The sequence below is a fragment of the Micromonospora sp. WMMC273 genome, assembly GCF_027460285.1.
Lineage (GTDB): Bacteria > Actinomycetota > Actinomycetes > Mycobacteriales > Micromonosporaceae > Micromonospora > Micromonospora aurantiaca.
Map to the genome: position 1 here is coordinate 683619 of NZ_JAPZBE010000001.1, position 20143 is coordinate 703761.

At 73.2% G+C, this 20143-nt stretch carries 19 protein-coding genes; 14 read left to right on the forward strand and 5 right to left on the reverse strand.

Annotated features, from left to right (window positions below):
- Positions 1-76 precede the first annotated feature (76 nt).
- Positions 77-973: a lytic polysaccharide monooxygenase auxiliary activity family 9 protein gene (locus tag O7611_RS03380; protein ID WP_269696181.1), complete on the forward strand. Its 897-nt coding sequence runs from the start codon at positions 77-79 to the stop codon at positions 971-973.
- 1 nt (position 974) lies between these two features.
- Here the strand turns inward: O7611_RS03380 and mgrA are convergent, their stop codons facing one another.
- A complete protein-coding gene (gene mgrA / locus O7611_RS03385; protein ID WP_269696182.1) occupies positions 975-1964 on the reverse strand; it encodes an L-glyceraldehyde 3-phosphate reductase in 990 nt (329 codons plus the stop codon).
- A gap of 57 nt (positions 1965-2021) precedes the next feature.
- Here mgrA and O7611_RS03390 point away from each other — a divergent pair, with 57 nt between their 5' ends.
- From O7611_RS03390 to O7611_RS03410, 5 genes are all read left to right on the forward strand, one after another.
- Complete coding sequence (locus O7611_RS03390) at positions 2022-2990, forward strand: aldo/keto reductase (RefSeq protein WP_047894557.1); 969 nt, start codon at positions 2022-2024, stop codon at positions 2988-2990.
- Between the two features lie 70 nt (positions 2991-3060).
- Positions 3061-4557: a magnesium chelatase gene (locus tag O7611_RS03395; RefSeq protein WP_269696183.1), complete on the forward strand. Its 1497-nt coding sequence runs from the start codon at positions 3061-3063 to the stop codon at positions 4555-4557.
- A 2-nt stretch (positions 4558-4559) separates the two neighbouring features.
- A complete protein-coding gene (locus O7611_RS03400; protein WP_194798435.1) occupies positions 4560-6515 on the forward strand; it encodes a vWA domain-containing protein in 1956 nt (651 codons plus the stop codon).
- An 885-nt stretch (positions 6516-7400) separates the two neighbouring features.
- Positions 7401-7976, forward strand: coding sequence for a hypothetical protein (locus tag O7611_RS03405; protein ID WP_269696184.1), 576 nt, complete (start codon positions 7401-7403; stop codon positions 7974-7976).
- A gap of 116 nt (positions 7977-8092) precedes the next feature.
- On the forward strand, positions 8093-8578 hold the full coding sequence (locus tag O7611_RS03410; RefSeq protein WP_228531604.1) for a hypothetical protein: 486 nt from the start codon (positions 8093-8095) through the stop codon (positions 8576-8578).
- Positions 8579-8710: 132 nt separating this feature from the next.
- Here the strand turns inward: O7611_RS03410 and O7611_RS03415 are convergent, their stop codons facing one another.
- Entirely contained in the window at positions 8711-9715 is a 1005-nt protein-coding gene (locus O7611_RS03415) for a GlxA family transcriptional regulator (protein WP_269696185.1), read from the reverse strand.
- A 70-nt stretch (positions 9716-9785) separates the two neighbouring features.
- On the opposite strand from O7611_RS03415, the gene O7611_RS03420 reads away from it, so the two are divergent.
- A complete protein-coding gene (locus O7611_RS03420) occupies positions 9786-11084 on the forward strand; it encodes an MFS transporter (protein ID WP_269696186.1) in 1299 nt (432 codons plus the stop codon).
- A gap of 51 nt (positions 11085-11135) precedes the next feature.
- Here O7611_RS03420 and O7611_RS03425 read toward each other — a convergent pair whose 3' ends face one another.
- The 3 genes from O7611_RS03425 to O7611_RS03435 are packed head-to-tail and all read right to left on the reverse strand — an operon-like array spanning position 11136 to position 12715.
- On the reverse strand, positions 11136-11861 hold the full coding sequence (locus O7611_RS03425; protein WP_194799462.1) for an RICIN domain-containing protein: 726 nt from the start codon (positions 11859-11861) through the stop codon (positions 11136-11138).
- Between the two features lie 58 nt (positions 11862-11919).
- A complete protein-coding gene (locus O7611_RS03430; RefSeq protein ID WP_194799463.1) occupies positions 11920-12204 on the reverse strand; it encodes a DUF427 domain-containing protein in 285 nt (94 codons plus the stop codon).
- Between the two features lie 10 nt (positions 12205-12214).
- The gene (locus O7611_RS03435) at positions 12215-12715 is read right to left on the reverse strand and encodes an aminoacyl-tRNA deacylase (RefSeq protein ID WP_269696187.1); all 501 of its coding nucleotides are present in this window, start codon (positions 12713-12715) and stop codon (positions 12215-12217) included.
- A 93-nt stretch (positions 12716-12808) separates the two neighbouring features.
- Here O7611_RS03435 and O7611_RS03440 point away from each other — a divergent pair, with 93 nt between their 5' ends.
- From O7611_RS03440 to O7611_RS03470, 7 genes are all read left to right on the forward strand, one after another.
- Positions 12809-14194 carry an FAD-binding oxidoreductase gene (locus O7611_RS03440; RefSeq protein ID WP_194799465.1) on the forward strand — a complete coding sequence of 462 codons (1386 nt, stop codon included), beginning with the start codon at positions 12809-12811 and terminating at the stop codon, positions 14192-14194.
- The gene (locus O7611_RS03445) at positions 14191-15534 is read left to right on the forward strand and encodes a class I SAM-dependent methyltransferase (RefSeq protein WP_194799466.1); all 1344 of its coding nucleotides are present in this window, start codon (positions 14191-14193) and stop codon (positions 15532-15534) included. Before O7611_RS03440 ends, O7611_RS03445 begins: the two co-directional genes overlap by 4 nt.
- A 91-nt stretch (positions 15535-15625) precedes the next feature.
- On the forward strand, positions 15626-16186 hold the full coding sequence (locus tag O7611_RS03450; RefSeq protein ID WP_269696188.1) for a winged helix-turn-helix domain-containing protein: 561 nt from the start codon (positions 15626-15628) through the stop codon (positions 16184-16186).
- Positions 16179-17024, forward strand: a complete 846-nt coding sequence (locus O7611_RS03455) for an SRPBCC family protein (protein WP_269696189.1) — start codon at positions 16179-16181, stop codon at positions 17022-17024. Before O7611_RS03450 ends, O7611_RS03455 begins: the two co-directional genes overlap by 8 nt.
- Before the next feature lie 60 nt (positions 17025-17084).
- Positions 17085-17318 carry a zinc-ribbon domain-containing protein gene (locus O7611_RS03460; protein WP_194799469.1) on the forward strand — a complete coding sequence of 78 codons (234 nt, stop codon included), beginning with the start codon at positions 17085-17087 and terminating at the stop codon, positions 17316-17318.
- 251 nt (positions 17319-17569) lie between these two features.
- Positions 17570-18640 (forward strand): hypothetical protein, encoded by a 1071-nt coding sequence (locus O7611_RS03465; protein WP_194799470.1) that lies wholly within the window; start codon positions 17570-17572, stop codon positions 18638-18640.
- Entirely contained in the window at positions 18637-20142 is a 1506-nt protein-coding gene (locus O7611_RS03470) for a hypothetical protein (RefSeq protein ID WP_269696190.1), read from the forward strand. The genes O7611_RS03465 and O7611_RS03470 overlap by 4 nt, the downstream gene beginning before the upstream one ends.
- The last annotated feature ends 1 nt before the right edge of the window (position 20143 follow it).

Sequence of the window (20143 nt, forward strand, 5' to 3'; positions counted from 1 at the left end):
ATGCCGCCCCGGCCGATCGGCGCGGATCGAACCTTTGGCGGCTCGCGGCCGTACCAGTGCGCGGGAGGTCGATCACATGGCCGCACGTCGCGCGTTCGCCGCGTTCGCCGCCGTCGCCGCGACGGTGCCGCTGACCGCCGCGCCGGCCGCGGCGCACGGTGCGCCGACCAGCCCGCTGAGCCGGGCCGCCGCGTGCGGGCCCGAGGGTGGCCGGGCGCAGACGCCCGCCTGCCGGGCCGCGGTCGCCGCCGGAGCGGCGGTACGCGAGTGGGACAACATCCGGGTGGCCCGGATCGACGGGCGGGACCGGGAACGCATTCCGGACGGGGAACTGTGCAGCGGCGGGCTGTCCGCGTACCGGGGGCTGGACCTGGCGCGTGCCGACTGGCCCGCCACCACGCTCACGGCCGGTGCCCGGCACACGTTCCGCTACCGCACCACCATCCCGCACCGGGGCACGTTCCGGTACTACGTCACCACCGGCTCGTACTCGCCGAAGCGCGTGCTCACCTGGGCGGATCTGGAGGAGAAACCGTTCCTCGAGGTCACCGACCCGCCGATCCGCGCGGGCGCGTACGAGATGCGGGGGAAGCTGCCGACCGACCGGACCGGACGGCACCTCGTCTACGTCATCTGGCAGAACTCGGACACCCAGGACACGTACTACTCCTGCTCGGACGTGATCTTCCGGGCGGCACGCGGTGAGCCGGACCTGCCGCCGGCAGCGCCGAAGGCGAGCGCGTCGCCTCCGCGTACCCTCGCCGTGCCGGCGGCCGACGACGAGCCGGCGGTGCCGGTCGCGACGGTGACCGACGGCGGACCGCTGTCCCGGCCGCTCGTCCTCGGCGCGGCGGCGCTCGTCGTCGCGCTGCTCGCGGCGGCGGTGGTCGGACTGCGGCGGGCCGGCGGGCCGCCGCCCGGGCGGCCGTGCGGGATCCGCAACCACCGCGCCGGGCGGCGCCGCATCTGGTGACTCAGCCGAGCAGGCTCTCGATCTCCGCCAGGTCGTCACCGGCGAGGTCGAGGTTGTTCACCGCGGCCACGTTGCCCTCCAGTTGCCCGACGCTGCTCGCGCCGATGATGAGGCTGGTCATGCGCGGGTCGCGCAGCGCCCACGTCAAGGCGAGCTGCGCGAGGGTCTGCCCGCGTCGCTCGGCCACCGCGGCGAGCCCTCGGACCGTCGCCATCGTCTCCTCGTCGAGGTCGCTCTCGTTCAGGAAGACGCTCGTGCGGACCCGGGAGTCGGCCGGGATGCCCTTCAGGTAGCGGTCGGTGAGCAGGCCCTGGGCGAGCGGGCTGTAGGCGATGCAGCCGGCGCCGACGCGCTCCAGCGTGTCCAGCAGGCCGTCGCTCTCCGTCCAGCGGTTCATCATCGAGTACGACGGCTGGTTGATCAGCAGCGGCGTGCCCAGGTCGCGCAGGATCGCGGCGGCCCGCTCGGTCTGCTCCGAGTCGTAGTTGGAGATGCCCACGTAGAGCGCCTTGCCGGAGCGGACGATCGCGTCGAGCGCGCCCATCGTCTCCTCCAGCGGGGTCTCCGGGTCGAACCGGTGCGAGTAGAAGATGTCGACGTAGTCCAGTCCGAGGCGGCGCAGTGACTGGTCCAGCGACGAGATCAGGTACTTGCGCGAGCCCCACTCGCCGTACGGGCCCTGCCACATCAGATAGCCGGCCTTGCTGGAGATCACCAGCTCGTCCCGGTACGGCTTCAGGTCGGCGGCGAGCAGCCGGCCGAAGTTCTCCTCCGCCGAACCGGGCGGCGGGCCGTAGTTGTTGGCCAGGTCGAAGTGGGTGATGCCGAGGTCGAAGGCGCGGCGGACGATGTCACGCTGCCGCTCGAAGGGGCGGTCCGGTCCGAAGTTGTGCCACAGGCCGAGGGAGATGACGGGGAGCTTCAGCCCGCTCCGGCCGCTGCGCCGGTAGATCATCTCGTGGTAACGGTCGTCGCTGGCGAGGTAGGTCACCAGGCCATTCTGTCCGGACCGGAGTGCGCACGCAGCGGCGCGGGTACGTTCGGCCTCATGCGTTACGTGCGGCTCGACACCCCCAAGCCCATCTCCAAGATCGGCCTCGGCACCTGGCAGTTCGGTTCCAAGGAGTGGGGCTACGGCCCCGAGTACGAGCGCCGGGCCGCCGAGATCGTCCGTCGGGCGCTCGACCTGGGCGTCACCCTGTTCGACACCGCCGAGCTGTACGGCTTCGGCCGCAGCGAACGCATCCTCGGTGCGGCACTGGGCGACGACCGGGCCAAGGTCGTGGTCGCCACCAAGATCTTCCCGTTGCTGCCGGTCGCCCCGGTGGTGCAGCAGCGCGCGGTCGCCTCCGCCGCCCGGCTCGGCGTCGACGGCATCGACCTCTACCAGGTGCACCAGGCCAACCCGGTGGTCGCCGACACCACCACCATGCGCGGCATGCGCTCGCTGCAGGACGTCGGGCTGGTCGGCGAGGTCGGCGTCAGCAACTACGGCCTGCGCCGGTGGCGGTTCGCCGAGGCCGCGCTGGGCCGCCGGGTGCTGAGCAACCAGGTCCGCTACAGCATGATCGACCGCGGCCCCGAGGAAGACCTCATCCCGTACGCGGAGCAGGCCGGCCGGATCGTCATCGCGTACTCGCCGCTGGCGCAGGGTTTCCTCTCCGGCCGCTACGACGCCACGAACCCGCCGGCCGGGGCGGTACGCCGGGCCAACCCGTACTTCCTGCCGGAGAACCTGGAACGCGGCACCGCGCTGATCGCCACGCTGCGCGAGGTGGCCGACGCGCACGACGCCACGCCGAGCCAGATCGCGCTCGCGTACGTGCTGCGGCACCCGAACGTGGTGGCCATCCCCGGTGCCTCCGGGGTCGAGCAGATGGAACGCAACGCCGCCGCCGCCGAGATCGACCTCGCCGACGACGAGTACGCCGCACTGGTCGCCGCCGCGCACGCGTTCCGCCCGGTCACCGGGCTGGCCGCCGTACCCCGGATGGTCCGCGCCCGCCTCGGTAAGTGAGCGGCGTTCCGGTGGCGTCCGTGGTCGGCTGAGTGACGACGGGCGCCGCCGGTCATCGGACCGCGCTAGCGTGGGTCGGGTGACCGCTCCCAACCAGGTTTCCCCGGTCCCGCCCGCCGACCTGCCGAGCACGCTCGGCGAGCTGCGCGCGACCGGCCACCGCTACCGCACGGTCAAACAGGAACTCCGAGACAACCTCCTCGTCCGGATGGGCTCCGGCGAGGAACGCTTCCCCGGCATCGTGGGCTACGAGGACACGGTGCTGCCCGAGGTCGAGCGCGCGCTGCTCGCCGGGCACGACATGGTGCTGCTCGGCGAGCGCGGGCAGGGCAAGACCCGGCTGATCCGCTCGCTCGGCGCGCTGCTCGACGAGTGGACCCCGGTGATCCCCGGCTCGGTACTCAACGAGCACCCGATGCACCCGCTCACCCCGGCGTCCCAGGCGCTCGTCGACTCGGCCGGCGACGACCTGGCGATCGGGTGGCTGCACCGCTCGATGCGGTACGGCGAGAAGCTCGCCACGCCGGACACCAGCGTCGGTGACCTGATCGGCGACGTCGACCCGATCCGCCTCGCCCAGGGCCGCACGCTCGGTGACCCGGAGACCATCCACTTCGGGCTCGTACCGCGCACCAACCGGGGCGTCTTCGCCGTCAACGAGCTGCCCGACCTGGCCGAACGCATTCAGGTGGCGCTGCTCAACGTGCTGGAGGAGCGCGACATCCAGGTCCGCGGCTACCAGCTGCGGCTGCCGCTGGACCTGCTGCTGGTGGCGAGCGCCAACCCGGAGGACTACACCAACCGGGGCCGGATCATCACGCCCCTGAAGGACCGGTTCGGCGCGGAGATCCGTACCCACTACCCGCTCGACCTCGACCTGGAGCTGGCACTGATCCGGCAGGAGGCCGACCTGGTCGCCGTCGTACCTGAGCACGTGCTGGAGGTGCTGGCCCGGTTCGCCCGCGACGTGCGGGAGTCCCCGTCGGTGGACCCGCGCTCCGGCGTGTCCGCCCGGTTCGCCATCGCCGCCGCGGAGACGGTCGCCGCCGCCGCGTTGCGCCGTTCGGGTCTGCTGGCCGGTGCCTCTGCCGTCGCTGCTGCCTCGGGTGGCGGCGCTGCGTCTGCGTCTGCCTCTCGTCGGGAGGCGCCGGTGGCCCGGATCGGGGACACCGTCTCCGTCACCTCCACGCTGCGCGGCAAGGTCGAGTTCGAGAGCGGCGAAGAGGGGCGCGAGATCGAGGTGCTCGCGCACCTGCTGCGTACCGCCACCGCCGAGACGTTCCGCGCCCGCCTCGCCGGGCTCGACCTGTCCGGCTTCACCGCGATCGTCGCCGAGGGCGGCGCCGTCGAGACCGGGGAACTGGTCTCCTCGGCCGAGCTGTTGCGCCAGGTCGGGACCGTGCCGGGGCTGGCCAAGGTGCTCGACCGGCTCGGGCTCGGCGACGCGCCCAGCCCGGAGGAGGCGGCAGCCGGCATCGAGTTCGTGCTGGAAGGGCTGCACCTGACCCGCCGGCTCGGCAAGGACGTCACCGACACCGGGCGCACCGTCTACGGGGACCGGGACTGACAATGGCCGGCGGCAACCGCTTCCGGTACGGGCAGTGGCGCGGCGGACCCGACCCGCTCGCCCCGCCGTACGACGTGCGCGCCGCGGTGGACGCGGTCGGCTCGGACGTGCTCGCCGGCGGCAGCCTGCGCGAATCGCTGCGCGAGCTGCTACGGCGCGGCCCGCAGGGGCGTGGCGGGCTCGACGACCTGGCCGCCCGCGCCCGCCGCCTCCGCCGGGAGGCGCTGCGCCGGGGCGACCTGGACGGCGCCGTCACCCGGGCCCGGGCCCTGCTCGACCAGGCGCTCGCCGCCGAACGCGACGAGCTGCGCGGCCGCGACGGCGACGACGCCCGGTTCGCCGAGGCCGTGCTCGACAACCTGCCCCGCTCCACCGCCCGTGCCGTGTCGGAGCTTTCCGGGTACGACTGGGCCAGCGCCGAGGCGCGGCAGACGTACCAGCGGATCCTCGACGGGCTGCGCGGCGACGTGCTGGAGCAGCGATTCGCCGGGCTGCGCGACGCGGCCCGGGCCACCGCCGACCCGGCCGTCCAGCGGCAGCTCGCCGAGATGATGCGCGACCTCAACGACCTGCTCGCCCGGCACGCCCGCGCCGAGGACACCACCGACGCGTTCGCCGAGTTCATGCGCCGCCACGGCGAGTTCTTCCCGGAACGCCCCAGGGATGTCGACGAGCTGATCGACGTACTGGCCCGGCGGGCCGCCGCCGGTGAGCGGCTCATGCGGTCGCTGTCGGACCGGCAACGCGAGGAACTGGCCGGGCTGATGCGCCAGTCGCTCGGCGACCGGCTCGCCGGCGAACTGTCCCAGCTCGACGCCCACCTGCGGTCGCTGCGGCCGGACCTGAACTGGCAGCGCGGCGAGCGGGTCCGCGGCGACCAGCCGCTCGGCTACGGCGAGGCCACCGGCGCGCTCGACGAGATCGCCGAACTCGACGAGCTGCTGGACTCCCTCGACCAGGACCAGCCCGGCGCCACGCTCGACGACGTCGACGTGGAGGCCGTCGCCCGGACGCTGGGCCGGGACGCCGCCGACGACGTACGCCGGTTGCGGGAGCTGGAACGCGAACTGCGCCGCCAGGGCTGGGTCACCCGCGATGCGGACGGCCTGACGCTCAGCCCCAAGGCGCTGCGCCGGCTCGCGAGCACCGCGCTGCGGCGGGTCTTCGCCGACCTGACCGCCGGCCCGCGCGGCCAGCACGACCTCCGCACGGCGGGCGCGGCGGGCGAGGTGAGCGGGGCGTCCCGCCCCTGGGAGTACGGCGACGAGCAGCCGCTGGACGTGGTGCGCACGCTCACCCGCGCGGTACGACGGGCCGGTCCCGGAGTGCCGGTGCCGCTCGCGGTCGAGGACTTCGAGGTGGTGGAGACCGAACGGCGGGCGTCGGCGGCGGTGGTGCTCTGCGTCGACCTGTCGTACTCGATGATCTCGCAGGGCCGCTGGGGCCCGATGAAGCAGACCGCGCTGGCCCTGTCGCATCTGATGGCGACCCGGTTCCCGCAGGACGCGCTGCAGATCGTCGGCTTCGGCCGGGAGGCGATGCCGCTGACCCAGCAGGAGCTTGCGGCGGTGGAGCCGGACATGCAGCAGGGCACCAACCTCCAGCACGCGCTGCGGATCGCCGGCCGGCACCTGCGCCGCCACCCGGGTGCCGAGCCGGTGGTGCTTGTGGTCACCGACGGCGAGCCGACAGCGCACCTGGACCCGGAGGACGGTGAGGCGTACTTCCACTGGCCGCCGTTGCCGGAGACCATCTCGGCGACGATCCGGGAGGTGGACCGGCTGACCCGGTACGGCGCGACGCTCAACCTGTTCATGCTGGGCGATGATCCAGGGCTGCGCCGGTTCGTGGACGCGGTGGCGCGGCGTTCGGGTGGCCGCATGTTCACCCCGGACCTGGACGACCTGGGCGAGTACGTGGTTTCCGACTACCTTCGTGCTCGCCACGGCCGCCGCTGACCCTGCTGCTCCCCGCCCCGACGCCGATCTTGGAGTTGTGGCACCCGGGATGCCCGACTCACGGCTTTCGCGAGGCGCCACAACTCCAAGATTGCCGCATCCGTCGCCAGTTCACCCGCGATCTTGCACTTGCTGCCCGGGCAAACCTCGCAAACGGGATGCCGGGAGGGCGTGAACGGCAAGATCGCGCGTGTCGCCTGCGGCGCCCTTCGGGTCAGCCCTGCCCGGTCGCGTCGATCATGAACTTGGCGGCGCTTGGTGTCCGTTTTGTCGCTGCCAACCTCATGATCGACGCTGCGGGCGCCCGGGAAGGGTTTCTCCTGGGGTGATCAAGGAGTTTGTGCCCTCGGCAGCGCCGGAAAGTGCCGCAAACTCCTTGATCACCGGGTGTAGAGCGGGGTGTCCGGGTTGGGGGTGGTGGGCGGCACTCTGGTGGCGGAATCGTGGGCGGGTGCCGGGCGTTGTAACCGGGTGAACCACCGAGCACTGGCTGCCGCCGAGCGAGGCGGTGCCGGCTGTGGGCACAGCCCAGGCCGCGGTCGTTGAGTACGTCTCCGACGGCCTGAGCCGCAGGCAATCACCCCGGCCGGCGGGTCGTTGACGATGGTTGCGACGACGCGTCAGGGCCCGGGAATGATCCTGGCCGGCTGGTCGTTGAACACGGCTCCGACGACGTGAACCGCTCGCACCGCACCCCCGGTGGTGGCGTGAGGCGCCCGGGAATGATGCCGGGCCGCTGGTCGTTGGACATGCTTCCGGCGCCGCGTAGAGGCCCCGCCCCCGCGAGCAGCCGAGAGATCCCCCCGAAGACTTTTTGAGCGCCTGACGGTGCCCACGTATCCCGTCCCCCGGCGGGTGCGTCGACCCCCGAATGGAGCACTTGTGATGAACACGATTCTGCGTAAGAGCGTTCTGGGTATTGCTGGTCTGGCTTTCACCGGTGGCGTGTTCGCCGGTCCGGTCGCCGCCCACGCGGCCGACACCACCACCCATACCAAGCCGGTTGCGGCCACGGTGCAGGGTGACAAGCTGATCCCGCACGGTGTGCAGGGTGAGCAGTCGCGCATCGAGCTGAACGACGAGCAGACCGCGAACGTGAAGGCGATCATCGCGGCGACGAAGAAGGCCGGTATGGACGAGCGTGCCGCGGTGGTGTCGATCGCGACGGCGTTGCAGGAGTCGAAGCTGGAGAACCTGGGCCACCTGGGTGACCGTAACGACCACGACTCGCAGGGCCTGTTCCAGCAGCGTCCCTCCAGTGGTTGGGGCACGGTGGAGCAGATCACCGATCCTGAGTACTCGACGACGGCGTTCCTGAAGGGTCTGAAGCAGGTCGACGGTTGGCAGGACATGCCGCTGACCAAGGCCGCCCAGACCGTCCAGGTCTCCGCTTACCCGGACCACTACGCCCAGTGGGAGCAGCAGGCCGCCGACCTCGTCGCCGAGCACTGGAACAGCTAAGACCAAGAGCTGAAGGCCGGCACCCCGAAACGACGGGGTGCCGGCCTTCACGCGTCCGGGTGAACCGAGCCCGGTAGCCGGGGTGGCCGCAGCGGCCGCGAGGGTTGGATGCGGGCATGGACGAGGTGGACGCCCCGGCACTACGGCAGGCGTACGAGGAGTTGTTCGCGGAGATCGACGCGGGCGGGTTCGGGCCGCCGCCGGAAGGGCAGTTGAGCGCCGAGCAGATCGTCGCGCACCTCGCCGCCAACGACGAGCTGATGAGCGAGGCGACGGAGGCGGTGCTGGCCGGGTCGCCGTTCGCCTACTACGACCTGGACACGATCCACCGTCCCCAACTGGACGCGCTGGTCTCCGAGTGCGGCGGGCTGGACGGTCTGGCCGCGTTGTTCCGGGCCACCAGCCAGAAGTTGTGCGCGCTGGCCGAGCGGCTCGGCCCGGCGGCGGAGACACCAGTGGACACGGTGCTGCGCGAGGGCTTCGACCTGGACGTGGACGACTCGCTGCCCTGGGGCAGGGCGCTGGACCTGCACATCCGCGTGCACCTGCCGCTGCACCTCGCCCAGCTCCGCGCCCTGCGCCGCCAGCCCCACCTCGCCTGAGCCGCCCGAACCATAGAGCCGCCCGAACCATAGAGCCGCCCGAACCGCCGAGCCGCCCGAACCGTCGATCATGCAGTTGTGGCAGTGGACAACTCCGGCATGCCCGGCCTTCCAGGCGCCACAACTCCAAGATCAACGAGAGTGGAGCGCGGGGGCGGAACGCGGGGCAGGGGACGGGCGGAACGTGCGGCGGTAGGCGGTGGGGGATACGCCGACCCGGGTGTGGAAGTGCTGGCGCAGCGCGGCGGTGGTGCCGAAGCCGGCGGCCCGGGCGATCCGGTCCACGCTCAGATCAGTCGTCTCCAACAGCACCCGGGCGTGCTCGGTCCGCTGCTGGAGCAGCCACTGCGCCGGGCTGAGCCCGGTCTCGGAGCGGAAGTGCCGGGTGAACGTACGGACGCTCATCCGTGCGTGCGCCGCCATCTCGCGCAGCGCCACCGGCTCGTGCAGCCGCTGCCGTGCCCACTCGCGGGTGGCGGCCGTGCCGTTGTCGGCGCCGCGGGGCACCGGCCGCTCGATGTACTGGGCCTGCCCACCGTCGCGCCACGGCGGCACCACGCAGCGCCGGGCGGCCCGGTTGGCGACCGCGCTGCCGTGGTCGGTGCGGACGACGTGCAGGCACAGGTCGATGCCGGCGGCCACTCCGGCCGAGGTGAGCACGCGGCCGTCGTCGACGAAGAGCACGTCGGGGTCGAGCGGTACGCCGGGGTGCAGGCGGCGGAAGCGCGACGCGTACGCCCAGTGTGTGGTGGCCGGGCGGCCGTCGAGCAGGCCGGCGGCGGCGAGTACGAAGGCGCCGGTGCAGATGGACATGACGCGCGCGCCCCTGTCGTACGCGGCCCGCAGCGCGTCGGCCACCTCGACCGGAACCGTGCCGTCGGAAAGCGGCGAGCCGGCGTGGATGCCGGGGACGATCACGGTGTCGGCGCGCTCCAGCAGCTCCAGGCCGTGATCGGGGAGGACCTGGAAACCGGCGCTGCTGCGGACCGGCAGCCCGCCGGGGGTGCAGGTCGCCACGGCGTACAGCGGGATGTTGTCGTCGGCGCGGGCGGCGCCGAGGACCTGGGCCGGGGTGCCGAGGTCGAGCGCCACCACGCCGTCGAGGGCGAGCACGGCGACCCGGTGCGGTACGGACATGGCCCGATTATTGCGCACGATGGCTTTCCGGCCACTCGTCGGAGGAGCCGCCCGGCCCGAGACTCGGCTGGTGAAGCGATCCCGCCTGCATCCGGCCTGGCTCGTCGCCGCCGTCGCCTTCGTCGCGCTGGTCGGCGCGGCCGGTTTCCGCGCCACCCCGGGCGTGCTGCTGCACCCGCTGCACGCCGAGTTCGGCTGGCCGCTGGCGACCATCTCCGCCGCCGTCTCGGTCAACCTGCTGCTGTACGGCCTTACCGCGCCGTTCGCCGCCGCGCTGATGGACCGGTTCGGCATCCGCCGGGTGGTGGCCGGCGCGCTGGTGCTGGTCGCCGCCGGCAGCGGCCTGACCGTGGGGATGACGGAGAGCTGGCAGCTCCTGCTGTGCTGGGGCGTCCTCGTCGGGCTGGGCACCGGCTCGATGGCGCTGGCGTTCGTGGCGACGGTGACCGGTCGCTGGTTCGTCAAGCGGCGGGGCCTGGTGACGGGTGTGCTCACCGCCGGGGGCGCGGCCGGGCAGCTCGTCTTCCTCCCGCTGCTGGCGGTGCTGGTGCGCGACCACGGCTGGCGCACGGCGGCACTCGTCGTCGCCGGGGCCGCGCTGGCGGTCGTACCCCTTGTGGTGTGGTTGTTGCGGGAGCATCCGGCGGACCTGGGGCGGCCCGCCTACGGCGCGACCGAGGTCGTGCCGCCGGCCCGGCCGGAGGGCGGCGCCGCCGCACGGGCGGTCGGCGCGCTCGCCGCCGCCGCGCGGACGCGGCCGTTCTGGCTGCTCGCCGGCGGTTTCGCGATCTGCGGCGCGACCACGAACGGCCTGGTCGGTACGCACTTCGTGCCCGCGGCACACGACCACGGCATGCCGGAGACCACAGCGGCCGGGCTGCTCGCCGTGGTCGGGATCTTCGACATCGCCGGCTCGATCGCCTCCGGCTGGCTCACCGACCGGGTCGACCCCCGGCTGCTGCTCGGCGCCTACTACGCGTTGCGCGGGGCGTCGCTGCTGGTGCTGCCGAGCCTGTTCGCCGGTACGGCGGAGCCGAGCATGCTGGTCTTCATCGTGTTCTACGGGCTGGACTGGGTGGCGACGGTCCCGCCCACAGTGGCGCTGTGCCGGGAGTGGTTCGGTGCGTCCGGCGCGGTGGTGTTCGGCTGGGTGTTCGCCGCGCACCAGTTCGGCGCCGCGCTCGCGGCCACCGGCGCCGGTCTGGTCCGGGACCGGCTCGGCGACTACGCGATGGCCTGGTACGTGGCCGGTGCGCTGTCGATCGGCGCGGCCGGGCTGTCGCTGCTGCTACGCCGCCGTCCCGCCGACGAGCCCGCGTTCACGCTGCCGGTGGTCGCGGGCCGGCGGGCCTGGAGCTACCGGGGGTGACGGGCCGCCGCCACCGGGGGCTGACAGGTCAGCGCCACCGGGGCCGACCGGTCAGCCGGCCGCCCACTGCTGCTCGGGTGCGCCGCTGCACGGCGCCTGCTCCAACTCACGACCGGGCTCGGTGCCCGCGTCGTCGACCTGCGCGCACTTGCCGCTGTGCACCGCCACGAGCAGCGCCGCGCCGTCACCGGCCGCCTGGAACTTCCACTGCTGGTTGGCCTGCCCGTTGCAGGACCACTGCTGCACGTCCGCGCCGTCGTCGGTCTTCGCCTCGTTGACGTCCAGGCACTTGCTGCTCGCCGCGTTGACGAGCAGGTAGGTGTCGTTGGTGACCGGCGTGACCACCCACTGCTGCTCCGGCCCGCCGGTGCAGTCGGCCAGCGCCGCCTGGGCGCCCTCGGCCTCGTCGCCGGTCACGCCGAGGCAGCGCCCGGAGGGCACGCCGCGCAGCACCTTCGGCGTGGCCACCGGCGCGGCCGGGGTGGTCGGCGCCGCGCTCGGCGACGGCGACGACGAAGGCGTGGGCTCCGCCGTCGGTTCCGCGCTCGGCTCGCTCGCCGCCGCTGTGGGCACCGCCGCCGCCGGCACCACCGGCCGCTCGCCGCCGCCGCCGAGCACGCCGGTGGCGAAGAAGGCCCCGAGGAGTACGCCCGCCACGCCGACGCCCAGCGCGACCCGCATCAGCGGGTCCTGGGGCAGCCGGACGCCCCGGACGCGCCGGGTGCGGCGGGCGCCGCCGTAGACGGTGCCGGACGGGTCGGAGTGCGGGTCGGCCATGGGAGCATGGTGACCCACCGGGGCCGCCGGGTGCCAGTCGCACCGGCGGCACGGTGACTCAGTCGACGACCCGGACGTCCTTCCAGAACGCCACCCGGTCGCGGACCATCTCCGCCTCCGGCTTGGGATCGGGGTAGTACCAGACGGCGTCCGGGCTGGTGGCGCCGCCGTGTTCGAGCGTGTAGTAGGAGGCCGTGCCCTTCCACGGGCAGACCGTGTGGGTGTCGGACTCCCGGATCAGGTCCTCGCGCAGCGCGGTACGGGGGAAGTAGTGGTTGCCCTCGACCACCACTGTGTCGTCGCTCTCGGCGACGACGAGGTCGTTCCAGACGGCTTTCGGCATGTCCTCCACGCTATGCCGGTGGTCGCGTACCGGCCACCGCTGCGCGCGTCGGCTCCTCATCGGTCACGTCGGCCACCGTCGCGCCGAGCGCGGCCAGCGCGGTGTCCGCGTCGACGGCGACGGCGAGGCCGTGCTCGCCCGCGCCGAGCGTGATCTCCCGGCCGCGCAGCCGCTCGTCGGCGACCACCGGCCAGGCGGTGGTGGAGCCGAACGGCGTGATGGTGCCGCGCGCGTACCCGGTGGCGGCCTTCGCCGCCTCGGCGTCGGGCATCGACAGCCGGCTCACCCCGAGCAGGGCGCGCAGCTTCGGCCAGGAGATCACCCGGCCGCCGGGCGTGAGCACGAACAGCAGGTCGCCCTCGCCGCGGCGGACCACGATCGTCTTGACCACGTCGGGCACCTCGACGCCGCGCGCCGCGGCCGCCTCGGCGAGGCTCGCGACCGGACCGTGGCGGATCACCCGGTACGGCAGGCCGGCGTGGTCGAGAGCGGTCAGCGCGGGATTCGGCATGGCGGTCACGGTAACGCGCGCGTCGTCGGCGAGTCGCCGAAAGGCCACCGTGGACGTCCCACGAATTGTCGTACCCGAGCGTAAGGTGATCTCATGCACGCTGTCCGTGATCATGAACGGGCGGTGGACACGCTGCGGCGCTCCTACGCCGCGGTGCCCGCCGGGGAACCCGTACGGCTGGCCAAGCAGACCTCGAACCTGTTCCGGCCGCGCTCCGCGCCGCGTACGCCCGGCCTGGACGTGAGCGGCCTGACCGGGGTGCTCGCCGTGGACCCGGCGGCCCGCACCGCCGACGTGCAGGGCATGTGCACGTACGAGGATCTGGTCGACGCGACGCTGCCGCACGGCCTGATGCCGCTCGTCGTGCCGCAGTTGCGCACCATCACGCTGGGCGGGGCGGTGACCGGCCTGGGCATCGAGTCCACCTCCTTCCGCAACGGCCTGCCGCACGAGTCGGTGCGGGAGATGGACGTCCTCACCGGCGCGGGGGAGATCGTCACGACCCGGCCGCAGGGCGAGCACGCGGACCTGCACCGGGCCTTCCCGAACTCGCTCGGCAGCCTCGGCTACGCGACCCGGCTGCGCATCGAGCTGCAATCGGTCCGCCGGTACGTGTCGCTGCGCAACATCCGGTTCACCCGGCTGGAGGAACTGGTCGACGCGATCGGCGAGGTGGTCGCCAAGGGCGCCTGGGGTGGTGAGCCGGTCGACGCCGTGGACGGGGTGGTGTTCAGCCCCGGCGAGGCGTACCTCGTGCTCGGCACGTTCACCGACGAGGCCGACGAGCGTCCGTCCGACTACACCGGCCAGGAGATCTACTACCGCTCGCTGCGCCGGCGCACCCGGGACGCGCTCACCGCGTACGACTATCTCTGGCGTTGGGACACCGACTGGTTCTGGTGTTCGGCGGCGTTCGGGGTGCAGCACCCGGTGGTGCGGCGGCTGTGGCCGCGGCGCTACCGGCGCAGCGACGTCTACCACCGGATCGTGCGGCTGGAGCACCGGCACCAGGTGGCCGCCCGGGTCGACAGGTGGCGTGGCCGCCCGGCCCGCGAGCGGGTGGTGCAGGACGTCGAGGTCCCGCTCGACCGCACGCCCGAGTTCCTGCGCTGGTTCGCCGCGAACGTGGGCATGACGCCGGTGTGGCTGTGCCCGCTGCGGCTGCGGGAGCCGTCCGGTCCCGGGTCGGCGAAGGCGTGGCCGCTATATCCGCTCCAACCGGGCGAAACGTATGTGAACATCGGCTTCTGGGGAAGCGTGCCCATCGCGGCGGGCGCCGCCGACGGCGACGTCAACCGCCAGATCGAGCGCATGGTGTCGGAGGTGGGCGGCCACAAGTCGCTCTACTCCGACGCGTACTACGACCGGGGCGAGTTCGACCGCCTCTACGGCGGGGACACCTGGCGTGCCGTGAAGGACCGCTACGACCCGGACCACCGACTCACCGGACTGTACGAGAAGGCGGTATCCCGAGCATGAGTCTGACCGACCGAACACCGGGGGCGGCGAGCGTCCCGGCCGGCCCGCCGGCGGGCGGGCGGCGTACCGGACCCACAGTCGCGGACGTGGTCCGCGCGGTCACCACCGGCGACCTGCCCGTCCGGGTCGCCGGATACGACGGCAGCGCGGTGGGCCCGGCCGACGCCGGGATCACCCTGGCGATCCGCACTGAGCGGGGCCTGTCCTACCTGCTCACCGCGCCCGGCGACCTGGGCATGGCCCGGGCCTACGTCAGCGGCGACCTGGGGCTGGAGGGGGTGCACCCGGGCGACCCGTACGAGGCGCTGCGGGTCATCAAGGACGAGGTGCCGCTGCGGATACCGGCGATGAGCGAGGCGCTCGCGCTGGTCCGAGGGCTGGGCTGGGAACGGCTGCGCCCGCCGCCGCCCCCGCCCCAGGAGGCGGCCCCGCGCTGGCGGCGGCTGATGACCGGGCTGCGTCACTCGCGTACCCGGGACAGCAGCGCGATCTCGCACCACTACGACGTGTCGAACGCCTTCTACGAGAAGGTGCTCGGGCCGTCCATGACGTACACCTGCGCGGTGTACCGCAGCCCCGGCGACACGCTGGAGGAGGCGCAGCGGAACAAGTACGACCTGGTCGCCGGCAAGCTGGCGCTCAAGCCGGGGATGCGGCTGCTGGACGTCGGCTGCGGCTGGGGCGGCATGGTCCGGCACGCGGCCCGGGAGTACGGCGTCAAGGCGCTCGGTGTGACGCTGTCGAAGGCGCAGGCCGAGTGGGCGCGGGCGGCGATCGAACGGGAGGGGCTGAGCGAACTGGCCGAGGTGCGCCACCTGGACTACCGGGACGCGCCGCGCGAGCAGTTCGACGCGATCTCCTCGATCGGGCTGACCGAGCACATCGGGGTGCGCAACTACCCGGCCTACTTCGGCGCGCTGCGCTCCCGGCTCAAGCCGGGCGGGCGGCTGCTCAACCACTGCATCACCCGTGCCGACAACCGGGCGCCGCACCGCTCCGGCGCGTTCATCGACAGGTACGTCTTCCCGGACGGTGAGCTGGCCGGTCCGGGCCGGCTGATCAGCGAGATCCACGACGCCGGGTTCGAGGTGCACCACGAGGAGAACCTGCGCCAGCACTACGCGCTGACGCTCGCCGGCTGGTGCCGCAACCTGGTCGAGCACTGGGACTTCTGCGTCGGCGAGGTCGGGCCGGGCACCGCGAAGGTGTGGGGTCTCTACATGGCCGGCTCCCGGCTGGCGTTCGAGCGCAACGGCATCCAGTTGCACCACGTGCTCGCCACGCACAACGGCCCCGAGGGGGTGAACGGGTACCCGCTGCGTCCGGACTGGACGCCCTGACCGGTCGTACCGACGAAAGGCCGCGCGGACCGCGCGGCCTTTCGTCGAAGCCATTGACAAAGAAGTTTTGTACGTACAAACTGATTTTGCCATGAGAGACGTCCTGTATCTGGAACAGCGCGAGCAGGCCGAAGTCCTGCTCAAGCCGCAGCGCATCGAAGTGCTGCGGCAACTGGCCGAGCCCCGCACCTGCACCGAGGTCGCAACCCGGCTGGAGCAGACGCCGCAGCGCGTCTACTACCACGTCAAGCAGCTCGTCGCGGCCGGGCTGGCCGAGCAGGTGGCGCAGCGGCAGGTGCGCGGCATCACCGAGGGCATCTACCAGGCCGTCGCCCGGTCGTACTGGCTCTCGCCCCGCCTGGTCGGCCGCATCGGCGGCAGCCGCCGGGCCCGCGACGAGCTGAGCCTGGGCTACCTGCTCGACCTCATGGAGGAGGTCCAGGCCGACATCGCCGCGCTGGACCGCACCGCCCCCGAACTGCCGTCCATCGGCGTCTCCGGCGAGATCCGGGTGCCCGCCGAGCGGCGGCAGGAGTTCCTGCACGACCTGCAGACGACGCTGCAGGACCTGTTCACGCGCTACGGCGGCGCCGAGGGAGACGCCTTCAAGCTCGCCGTGGCCTGCTACCCGAAAGGCGACACGCATGACTGAGCCGATGACCATCCGCGCCCGCCTCGCCGCACCGGTGGCGACCGTTCGCCGCGCCCTGACCGACCCCGCCGAGCTGCGCGTGTGGCTCGCCGAGCACGCCGAGGTCGAGCTTCCCCGGCGGTACGAGTTCTGGGGCCGCTACACGCCCGAGGGCGACGCGCCACACCAGCGGCTGCTGCACGTCGACGACCGGACGCTGCGCTTCGCGTGGACACTCGACGGGGTGGAGACCACCACCGAGTTCGAGCTGGAGCCCGACGGCGACGGCACCATACTCACGCTGCGGCAGAGCCACTTCGACTACGCGGAGGCGATGAGCGGCAGCAGCATCCGCGGTGTGCTCCAGACGTACTGGTACCTGGCGCTCGCCCACCTCAACGACTACCTGGACGGCCGGCCGCTGCTGCCGCGTACCGACTTCACCTCCGCCGACCTGCGCGGCGAGATGGTGATCGACGCGCCGATGGACAAGGTGTGGACGTCGCTCACCGACTCCGAACAGGTCACCGCCTGGTTCGGCTACCCGATCGGCGTCGAGCCCTGGGAGGGCGGCCGGTACGCGATGGGCGGCCTCGACGCCGGTGAGGCCGCGAAGGTGTTCGACGTGACGCCGGGACGGGCGCTGTCCATCGACTGGGGACCGGTCGGCGTGACGTCCTGGGAGCTGGAGGAGTCCGACGGCCGGACGAAGCTGACGTTCGTGCAGTCCGGCTTCGACGAGGGCAACCCGCCGTACGCGGCGTGGAGCGGCAACGTGGCCGGGTGGGCCGAGTTGCGCCGCTTCCACGAGGTGCCCGACTGGAAGCCCATCTGGCTGACCGACGAGGTTCCCGCCTGACCTTCCGGTGACTCACCCGGGGCCCGCTTAGCCCGGGCACCGGGTGGGTAATGCCGGGCGATGTTCTTCATCTTCGGGCTGCGGACCAAGGTCGTCCGGTCCGGCGTCGTCACCCAGGTCTGCCGCAACTGCGGCAACCAGGCCGCCCAGGTGATCACCCGCCGGGTCACCAAGTTCAGCCTCTTCTTCATCCCGCTGATCCCGCTGCGCACCCGGTACGCGCAGCAGTGCACGTTCTGCGGCGCCGAGTACGACATCTCCCGCGCCGAGGCCCAGCGCCTCCCGGTCGGCTGACAGTGACCCGTTTCCTCTACTGGCTGATCGGCCGGCAGCCCGCCGCCCCGACCGCCCCGCCGGTGCACACCGCCGCCCGTCCACCCTGCACGCCCGGGCGCCGGCACCGCCGCCGGCGTCGCCCGGTTGCGGGCGCGCAGTCGCCCCGCTCGCCCTGGAACCGCTCCGCCGGCCGCTGACGCGTCGTGTTAACAAGGGGGCCCTCCTCTACCGGAGGCGTTAACAAGGGGCCCTTCCTTACACTTCATCGGGTGGAAGATCGGCTGGCACGGATCAGGGGTGGTGGGCCGCCCCGGCGGCACAACGCCCGCACCATCGCCGCGCTGACCGGCAACCCCGGCTGCACCCGCCGCGCCGTGCTGGACAGCGCCGGCGCGGACAAGCCGGCGCTCGCCGAGCAACTCGGCTTCCCGGCGAGGTTCGGCCAGTCCCGCTTCGCGATCACCCGGGGCAACGCCTTCGAGGCCCAGGTCAAGGCCGACGGCGGGAAGGAACTGCTGCGCCTGGTCGCGGAGCGGCTCGGCGTACCGGTCCCGGCTGACGCCACCTGGACCGACCTCGGTGCCGACGACGACCGGCCGGAACGGTCCCGGGCGGCGCTGACCGCGAGCGGCGACGGCCCGGCGTTGTTCGACCATCCGCTGCTCGGCCTGGACGTGGCGGGTACCCGCGTGCACCTGGAACCGGACCTGGTCGCGGCCCGGCTGGCCGGCCGGTTCCACGTCGTGGAGATCAAGTCGTTTCCGGTGATCGACGGGCAGGCCGACCCGGGCAAGGTCGCCGCCGCCGCGATCCAGTCCGCCGTCTACGTGCTGGCGCTGCGCGAGCTGCTCGCCGCCGAGGGACGCGACCCGGAGCTGGTGTCGCACGACGTGGTGCTGGTCTGCCCGCGTGACTTCGCCAACCAGCCGGTGGCCAGTCTGCTGGACGTGCGCCGGCAACTGCTGGTGCTGCGCCGTCAGTTGGCCCGGATGGCCCGGGTCGAGGAGTTGCTCGCCGCCGTACCGGCCGGGTTCACCGTCGACCCGGCTGCCGATCCGGCCACGCTCGCCGCCGCGCTGCACCAGGTGCCCGCCCGTTACGCGCCGGACTGTCTGGCGGCCTGCGAACTGGCGTACTTCTGCCGGCACGAGGCGCGCGGGCAGACCGGCGCGCTGGGCCGGCCGGTCCGCGAGGCACTGGGCGGCGTGGAGGAGGTGGCCGACGTGCTGGCGCTCGCCGAGGGCGTGGCCGCGCCCGAACCGGAGCAGGCGGAGGCCGCCGCGCTGCTGCGGGCCGCCGCGCGCCTGCGCGCCGACGCCCTAGCGGGGCAAACCGCGTGAGTACGCTGCGCGCGCTCGCCCGGGCGCAGGCGGTGGCCACCGGGCGGGCCCAGCCGGTGGCCACCGTCCGCCACCTGCACCTGTCGGAGCGGCCGCTGGTGGTGGTGCCGCTCGCGCTCGCCGGTGAGGCGAACGCCCCGCTTGCCGCGATGGTCGGCGCCGCGCCCGACGAGGGCCGGCTGCTCGTGGTGCCGCAGCCGCGCAACCGGGACCAGCGGTTCGCGTTCGCCGCCGAGCTGGCCGCGATCGTGCTGCCGTACCTGGACGAGTTCCGCGACCTGACCGAGGCGGTGCCGGTGGACCGGGGTCGCGACGTCCGCCACCGGTACGTCGACGCGCCGCAACTGCTGGTGCCGAACCCGGCCGGGATCACGTTCCTGCGGCTGTTCGGCCGCTCGACCCGGTTCCGCCGTACCGACGGCGACTATCCGGTGCACCAGTCGGTGCCGCTGCTCGGCCGCTGGCTGACGTTCTTCGCCGAGCGTGCCGAGCAGCCCGGTTCGTCGGCTCTGCTGGCGCTCACCGACGCGCTGACGCTGCACTGGGCGACCGGGCAGAGCGTGGTGGAGGATCTGCATCTGCCGGCGGTGCTGGGCTGGCTCGACCCGCCCGCCGGGCTGACCGGCGCCGAGGCGGCGGTCCGTGCCGAGGACCCGGAACACTGCCCGCCGGCCGGGCCGGCCACCGACCCGGACTTCGACAACCGCCGGCTCGCCCCGGCGATCGAGGCGTACACCCGGGCCGAGGACGACCCGGCGGCCCGCGCGGCCGCGTACGACGAGCTCGCCGGCCTGCTGCGCGACCAGCTCACGCCCACCTGGGAGCTGATGTGGCGCGGCGTCGGGCTGCTGCGGACGCTGCCGGCCGGCGCGCGGGTGACCGGCCGGTGGGCCGGTGACCGGGACGCGTTCACCGCGCACGCCGAGCACGCCGACGCCGGGGGCGGCCCGCAGCCGCGACGCGACGGCGCGGTGGCGGCGGCGCTGCGGTTGCAGCGGCTGGAACGGGCGTCGACCGCGTGGGCGGTGCAGCGCGCCTACGACGATCCGCTGGTGATGGCCGAGCACCGGCTGTCCGGGGAGGCGTTCGTCGGCGAGGTGACGCTCGCCGACCCGGCGCGGGTGGACGACTCGGGCAAGCGGCCGGTGCTGCGCCCGCGCATCCAGGTGGTCACCACCGAGCCGGTGCCGATGCCGGTGGGCGCGACGTTGTACTCCCCGGCCCGCCCGGCGCAGAAGGCGAAGGTCGTGTTCGTGACGCCCGGCGGCGACGGCAAGACCGAGGTGGTGCTGGAACTGTCCGGCGGGATGGGCCGGGGGCTGACCGCGCCGCCCGGCAGCGTTCCAGAGGTGGGCGAGCGGATCTGCCTGACCAGCCTCTCCGACGGGTTCCTGCCGGGTGGCGCGTTCCCCGCGCCCGAGGAGACACCGTGGACGCACGGCGGGCCGCCCGGCACGGCCGCCACGCCACAGGATCCGGCCCCGGCGGAGGACTGGTCCTGAC

Coding starts and splice junctions, on each gene's coding strand:
- O7611_RS03380 (WP_269696181.1), top strand. CDS start 77: ATGGCCGCACGTCGCGCGTTCGCCGCGTTCGCCGCCGTCGCCGCGACG.
- O7611_RS03390 (WP_047894557.1), top strand. CDS start 2,022: ATGCGTTACGTGCGGCTCGACACCCCCAAGCCCATCTCCAAGATCGGC.
- O7611_RS03400 (WP_194798435.1), top strand. CDS start 4,560: ATGGCCGGCGGCAACCGCTTCCGGTACGGGCAGTGGCGCGGCGGACCC.
- O7611_RS03405 (WP_269696184.1), top strand. CDS start 7,401: ATGAACACGATTCTGCGTAAGAGCGTTCTGGGTATTGCTGGTCTGGCT.
- O7611_RS03410 (WP_228531604.1), top strand. CDS start 8,093: ATGGACGAGGTGGACGCCCCGGCACTACGGCAGGCGTACGAGGAGTTG.
- O7611_RS03415 (WP_269696185.1), bottom strand. CDS start 9,715: ATGTCCGTACCGCACCGGGTCGCCGTGCTCGCCCTCGACGGCGTGGTG.
- O7611_RS03425 (WP_194799462.1), bottom strand. CDS start 11,861: ATGGCCGACCCGCACTCCGACCCGTCCGGCACCGTCTACGGCGGCGCC.
- O7611_RS03430 (WP_194799463.1), bottom strand. CDS start 12,204: ATGCCGAAAGCCGTCTGGAACGACCTCGTCGTCGCCGAGAGCGACGAC.
- O7611_RS03435 (WP_269696187.1), bottom strand. CDS start 12,715: ATGCCGAATCCCGCGCTGACCGCTCTCGACCACGCCGGCCTGCCGTAC.
- O7611_RS03440 (WP_194799465.1), top strand. CDS start 12,809: ATGCACGCTGTCCGTGATCATGAACGGGCGGTGGACACGCTGCGGCGC.
- O7611_RS03445 (WP_194799466.1), top strand. CDS start 14,191: ATGAGTCTGACCGACCGAACACCGGGGGCGGCGAGCGTCCCGGCCGGC.
- O7611_RS03450 (WP_269696188.1), top strand. CDS start 15,626: ATGAGAGACGTCCTGTATCTGGAACAGCGCGAGCAGGCCGAAGTCCTG.
- O7611_RS03455 (WP_269696189.1), top strand. CDS start 16,179: ATGACTGAGCCGATGACCATCCGCGCCCGCCTCGCCGCACCGGTGGCG.
- O7611_RS03460 (WP_194799469.1), top strand. CDS start 17,085: ATGTTCTTCATCTTCGGGCTGCGGACCAAGGTCGTCCGGTCCGGCGTC.